Origin of the sequence: Enterobacter cloacae complex sp. 2021EL-01169 (assembly GCF_020733125.1) — a bacterium.
Lineage (GTDB): Bacteria > Pseudomonadota > Gammaproteobacteria > Enterobacterales > Enterobacteriaceae > Enterobacter > Enterobacter roggenkampii.
In genome coordinates this window covers 1-4,222 of record NZ_JAJFTC010000040.1, presented here as the reverse complement: position 1 = coordinate 4,222, position 4,222 = coordinate 1, and the positions used below count along the sequence as shown (strand labels likewise).

Sequence of the window (4,222 nt, the reverse complement as noted above, 5' to 3'; positions counted from 1 at the left end):
TGCGCTCGTTCGCCAGCCAGGACAGAAATGCCTCGACTTCGCTGCTGCCCAAGGTTGCCGGGTGACGCACACCGTGGAAACGGATGAAGGCACGAACCCAGTGGACATAAGCCTGTTCGGTTCGTAAGCTGTAATGCAAGTAGCGTATGCGCTCACGCAACTGGTCCAGAACCTTGACCGAACGCAGCGGTGGTAACGGCGCAGTGGCGGTTTTCATGGCTTGTTATGACTGTTTTTTTGGGGTACAGTCTATGCCTCGGGCATCCAAGCAGCAAGCGCGTTACGCCGTGGGTCGATGTTTGATGTTATGGAGCAGCAACGATGTTACGCAGCAGGGCAGTCGCCCTAAAACAAAGTTGTACGAGAAACCTGAAGGCAATACTATGGAAGCAAAAGTAGTTAATGATAACGATATTTCACTCTATACCGAATCATTCGGTAACTCAGCCCATGAACCCATTATTTTGGTGATGGGGGCAATGTCGTCAGCTGTATGGTGGCCTGATGATTTTTGTGCCCAGTTGGCCTCGATGGATCGCTATGTGATCCGATACGATCATCGTGACACGGGAAAGTCAACTAGTTATGAGCCAGGCCAGGCTTCATATTCGGTTGAAGAATTAGCAGATGATGTGGTTCGCATTATTGGTGGTTATGGTCTGGATGCTGCGCATCTGGTTGGCATGTCTCTGGGAGGGTTTCTATCCCAGCTTGTAGCTCTCAAGTATCCGGATCGGGTAAAGAGTTTAACCCTGATCGCTTCAGAGCGTCTTGCGGAGGCAGACCCAGATATGCCCCCTTTTGATCCTGCAATAATGGAGTATCACCAACAGGCGGGATCACTTGACTGGTCTGATAAAGATTCGGTAGTGGAGTATCAGGTCGGTGCGTGGCGAATCAACTCAGGTACAGCCCATGTATTTGATGCTGAAAAGATTCGCCAGATCGCTCAATTAAACTTTGATCGTACGCCAAATATACTAACGACGTTCAATCACACTACCTTAGGTGGTGGCGAAGAGTGGCTCGGGCGATTAAATGAGATCACTGCATCAACACTAATCATTCATGGTACAGAAGATCCTGTGCTTCCTTATGCACATGGGTTGGCACTGAAGGATGCGATTCGCGATTCGAAACTAGTTACACTGAATGGCACGGGGCATGAATTACATCACGAGGACTGGCCGGTAATTATACAAGCGTTGAAGAATCAAACGTCAAAGCTATGAGTTGCGTAGTACAACAAGCTGCTGCACCGGAAAAACAACTCGCTGGCGCTCGCCATTTTCCGGTGAGCAAAGCGTTAGAAAAGGAAAGGTATGAAGAAATTATTTGTTTTATGTGTATGCTTCTTTTGTAGCATTACTGCCGCAGGAGCGGCTTTACCTGATTTAAAAATCGAGAAGCTTGAAGAAGGTGTTTTTGTTCATACATCGTTCGAAGAGGTTAACGGTTGGGGGGTTGTTACTAAACACGGTTTAGTGGTGCTTGTAAACACAGACGCCTATCTAATTGACACTCCATTTACTGCTACAGACACTGAAAAATTAGTCAATTGGTTTGTGGAGCGCGGCTATGAAATCAAAGGCACTATTTCATCACATTTCCATAGCGACAGCACAGGAGGAATAGAGTGGCTTAATTCTCAATCTATTCCCACGTATGCATCTGAATTAACAAATGAACTTTTGAAAAAATCCGGTAAGGTACAAGCTAAATATTCATTTAGCGAAGTTAGCTATTGGCTAGTTAAAAATAAAATTGAAGTTTTCTACCCTGGCCCAGGTCACACTCAAGATAACCTAGTGGTTTGGTTGCCTGAAAGTAAAATTTTATTCGGTGGTTGCTTTATTAAACCTCACGGTCTTGGCAATTTAGGTGACGCAAATTTAGAAGCTTGGCCAAAGTCCGCCAAAATATTAATGTCTAAATATGGCAAAGCAAAGCTTGTTGTTTCAAGTCATAGTGAAAAAGGGGACGCATCACTAATGAAACGTACATGGGAACAAGCCCTTAAAGGGCTTAAAGAAAGTAAAAAAACATCATCACCAAGTAACTAAATTTCTAACAAGTCGTTGCAGCACCGCGCACTTCGTGCGCTGGACAGTTTTTAAGTCGCGGCTTTATGGTTTTGCTGCGCAAAAGTATTCCATAAAACCACAACTTAAAAACTGCCGCTGAACTCGGCGTTATGCTGTGAGCCGGGTTATTGGCGAAGCGAACGTATGACGATTACAGCAATAAACGCAAAGGTAAAAAAATGACATGGAGAACGACCAGAACACTTTTACAGCCTCAAAAGCTGGACTTCAATGAGTTTGAGATTCTTACTTCCGTAATTGAGGGCGCCCGAATTGTCGGCATTGGCGAGGGCGCTCATTTTGTCGCGGAGTTTTCACTGGCTAGAGCTAGTCTTATCCGCTATTTGGTCGAAAGGCATGAGTTTAATGCGATTGGTTTGGAATGTGGGGCGATTCAGGCATCCCGGTTATCTGAATGGCTCAACTCAACAGCCGGTGCTCATGAACTTGAGCGATTTTCGGATACCCTGACCTTTTCTGTGTATGGCTCAGTGCTGATCTGGCTGAAATCATATCTCCGCGAATCAGGAAGAAAACTGCAGTTAGTCGGAATCGACTTACCCAACACCCTGAACCCAAGGGACGACCTAGCGCAATTGGCCGAAATTATCCAGCTCATCGATCACCTCATGAAACCGCACGTTGATATGTTGACTCACTTGTTGGCGTCCATTGATGGCCAGTCGGCGGTTATTTCATCGGCAAAATGGGGGGAGCTAGAAACGGCTCGGCAGGAGAAAGCTATCTCAGGGGTAACCAGATTGAAGCTCCGCTTGGCGTCGCTTGCCCCCGTCCTGAAAAAACACGTCAACAGCGATTTGTTCCGAAAAGCCTCTGATCGAATAGAGTCGATAGAGTATACGTTGGAAACCTTGCGTATAATGAAAACTTTCTTCGATGGTACCTCTCTTGAGGGAGATACTTCCGTACGTGACTCGTATATGGCGGGCGTAGTAGATGGAATGGTTCGAGCGAATCCGGATGTGAAGATAATTCTGCTGGCGCACAACAATCATTTACAAAAAACTCCAGTCTCCTTTTCAGGCGAGCTTACGGCTGTTCCCATGGGGCAGCACCTCGCAGAGAGGGTGAATTACCGTGCGATTGCATTCACCCATCTTGGACCCACCGTGCCGGAAATGCATTTCCCATCGCCAAAAAGTCCTCTTGGATTCTCTGTTGTGACCACGCCTGCCGATGCAATCCGTGAGGATAGTATGGAACAGTATGTCATCGACGCCTGTGGTACGGAGAATTCATGTCTGACATTGACAGATGCCCCCATGGAAGCAAAGCGAATGCGGTCTCAAAGCGCCTCTGTAGAAACGAAATTGAGCGAGGCATTTGATGCCATCGTCTGTGTTACAAGCGCCGGCAAGGACAGCCTGGTTGCCCTATAGGAAACCGGAAATGAAAATGAGGGAGCATAACCTGCGAATCCACCGGATGGTTTTCAACCGCCGGTGATCAGCGCGTTAAGCGTGAAGGCAAGCTATGTACGCAGAAGTGTTAGATAGATTAACTCAGCGTGTTAGGCGGGATGGGAAGCCTGACGGAGGCCTTGAAGGAAAGTTTGATTTTCGGGGTGAGGAGGTCTCTGTTGCCGTAGATCCAGACGATGAAGAGTTGGATGTTACTTTGTGGCGGGCAAAGGAAGTCTTATCGAATCTGGAACTATTTGAAAGGAATGCAAAGGAGAAAATACTCCAAGAGTGCTTTTCTTCATACAATGAGGATTGGCGGCAACAGGATTCTCCCGTTCTTTCAGAGGGTCAGTTTCTACGCCGGATTCAGCTCGTGCACATATGGTTTCTTGGGGTAGACGGTATCGATTTCATGTATTCCGATGGCGGTATGTTTGGCGGTCATTCCCTAATCGCGCAATCATTCGATGGTGAGAACTTTACCTATGTGCAAATGTATGGGTAGGCGCTTAACAAAGTGTTCAAGTCGTTCGCTGCCGCTCACTGGGACAGCCAAACCGCTACGCGCTTTGTCTGCCCCTTAACACGGCGTTAGATGCACTAAGCACATAATTGCTCACAGCCAAACTATCAGGTCAAGTCTGCTTTTATTATTTTTAAGCGTGCATAATAAGCCCTACACAAATTGGGAGATATATCATGAAAGGCTGGCTT

Annotated in this window: 5 protein-coding genes; 4 read left to right on the top strand and 1 reads right to left on the bottom strand. The window is 46.9% G+C overall.

Annotation, left to right across the window (positions count from 1 at the left end; all coding sequences use genetic code 11):
• Nucleotides 1-217 (bottom strand): class 1 integron integrase IntI1 (locus tag LLF79_RS26705; protein ID WP_020801416.1); only part of this gene is annotated, 217 nt, incomplete at its 3' end.
• Nucleotides 218-383: 166 nt separating this feature from the next.
• Here LLF79_RS26705 and LLF79_RS26700 point away from each other — a divergent pair.
• The 4 genes from LLF79_RS26700 to LLF79_RS26685 all read left to right on the top strand — a co-directional run bounded on the left by LLF79_RS26700 (nt 384) and on the right by LLF79_RS26685 (nt 4,013).
• Nucleotides 384-1,232: an alpha/beta fold hydrolase gene (locus tag LLF79_RS26700; RefSeq protein ID WP_137515412.1), complete on the top strand. Its 849-nt coding sequence runs from the start codon at nt 384-386 to the stop codon at nt 1,230-1,232.
• Nucleotides 1,233-1,322: 90 nt separating this feature from the next.
• Complete coding sequence (locus LLF79_RS26695; RefSeq protein WP_042862936.1) at nt 1,323-2,063, top strand: subclass B1 metallo-beta-lactamase IMP-13; 741 nt, start codon at nt 1,323-1,325, stop codon at nt 2,061-2,063.
• A gap of 200 nt (nt 2,064-2,263) precedes the next feature.
• A complete protein-coding gene (gene ere(A) / locus LLF79_RS26690) occupies nt 2,264-3,484 on the top strand; it encodes an EreA family erythromycin esterase (protein WP_032490532.1) in 1,221 nt (406 codons plus the stop codon).
• A gap of 94 nt (nt 3,485-3,578) precedes the next feature.
• Nucleotides 3,579-4,013 carry a DUF2262 domain-containing protein gene (locus LLF79_RS26685; protein ID WP_210876091.1) on the top strand — a complete coding sequence of 145 codons (435 nt, stop codon included), beginning with the start codon at nt 3,579-3,581 and terminating at the stop codon, nt 4,011-4,013.
• Nucleotides 4,014-4,222: the final 209 nt, after the last annotated feature.

What these genes read in the sequence shown, in the direction of transcription:
- LLF79_RS26700 (WP_137515412.1), top strand. Translation starts at nt 384, where the DNA reads ATGGAAGCAAAAGTAGTTAATGATAACGATATTTCACTCTATACCGAA.
- LLF79_RS26695 (WP_042862936.1), top strand. Translation starts at nt 1,323, where the DNA reads ATGAAGAAATTATTTGTTTTATGTGTATGCTTCTTTTGTAGCATTACT.
- LLF79_RS26685 (WP_210876091.1), top strand. Translation starts at nt 3,579, where the DNA reads ATGTACGCAGAAGTGTTAGATAGATTAACTCAGCGTGTTAGGCGGGAT.